Consider the following 1,075-nt stretch of genomic DNA (forward strand, 5'->3'; position numbering starts at 1 on the left):
AAGGCCGAAGGTTGTTCGACCTACCGCCGGTCTCCGTGCCAGCGGTGGCTGGGCTGCGCCCAGCACCATGGACGGAAGGCTCACTGTGGCCGCTTGAAGGTGCCTCGGGCAAGATACAAGGTTGTCCCCGCGCTTTGGTAGGCTTATCGCCCATGCCAGGCCCGCGCACCAATGCCGCCTTCTACGCCGCGCCGGTGGAGGAGTTTCTCGCCGCGAGCGACGAGGAGGTCTACGCGCCGCTCGCGAGCCCTCATGGCTACACGCTCGCCCCGGAGCAGCAATCGGCCTGGCGGCTGCAGCTGCCCGTGCTCCGGGCGGCCCTCCGGGGACTGGCGCGTGTTCCGCAGGAACAGGGGCCTGTCCCCTTTGGTGATGAAGCCGCCGCCTGGATCCACCTCGAGTTTGACATCCCGCGGCTCGGCCGGCGGGTCGATGCGGTGCTCGTGACACAAAAGTGCGTGATCCCGATCGAGTTCAAGGTGGGTGCGAAGAAGTTCGAGCGGCTCGACTACGAACAGGCCTGGGATTACGGCCTCGACCTCAAAAACTTCCACGCCCCGAGCCACGCCGCGGCGATCTTCCCGATCCTCTGTGCCACGGAAGCGCCAGCTTTCCGTGGCCAAAGCCCTCCATGGCCTTTGGCCACTTCGGCGACCGCGGCAAACGCCAAGGGTTCCCCGGGTCGCCAGCCGCCGCATCGTGCGGCGGAATCCTCCAGCGACCGCCGCTGGAAGCCGCCCCACGCCGACGGCGTCCGCCCGCCGTTTTGCTGTAGTGGCGAGTCGCTCGGCCGCGCGATCCGCCTGGCTCTGGAATCAGCCTCAGCGCCGCCTGCCTCCGCCGCCGCGCTCGCCCCCGCCTCCATCGACCCCGCCACCTGGGGCACCGGCTCCTATTCCCCCACGCCCACGATCATCGAGGCGGCCCGGTCGCTCTACGCCCGCCACACGGTCCACGACATCACCCGCAGCGATGCGGGGGCCGTGAACCTCGCCGCCACGAGCGGGTGCATCGAGCGGATCATCGCCGCGGCGAAGGCCGGGCGGCGGAAGGCGATCGTGTTTATCACCGGCGT

The 1,075-nt window shown here is 69.3% G+C and carries 1 protein-coding gene; it reads left to right on the forward strand.

Features of this window, described 5'->3' with window-relative positions:
• The first annotated feature begins 774 nt into the window (after positions 1-774).
• A complete protein-coding gene (locus FJ309_17715; GenBank protein MBM3956412.1) occupies positions 775-987 on the forward strand; it encodes a hypothetical protein in 213 nt (70 codons plus the stop codon).
• Positions 988-1,075: the final 88 nt, after the last annotated feature.

The organism is Planctomycetota bacterium, assembly GCA_016872555.1.
Taxonomy (GTDB): domain Bacteria; phylum Planctomycetota; class Planctomycetia; order Pirellulales; family UBA1268; genus F1-20-MAGs016.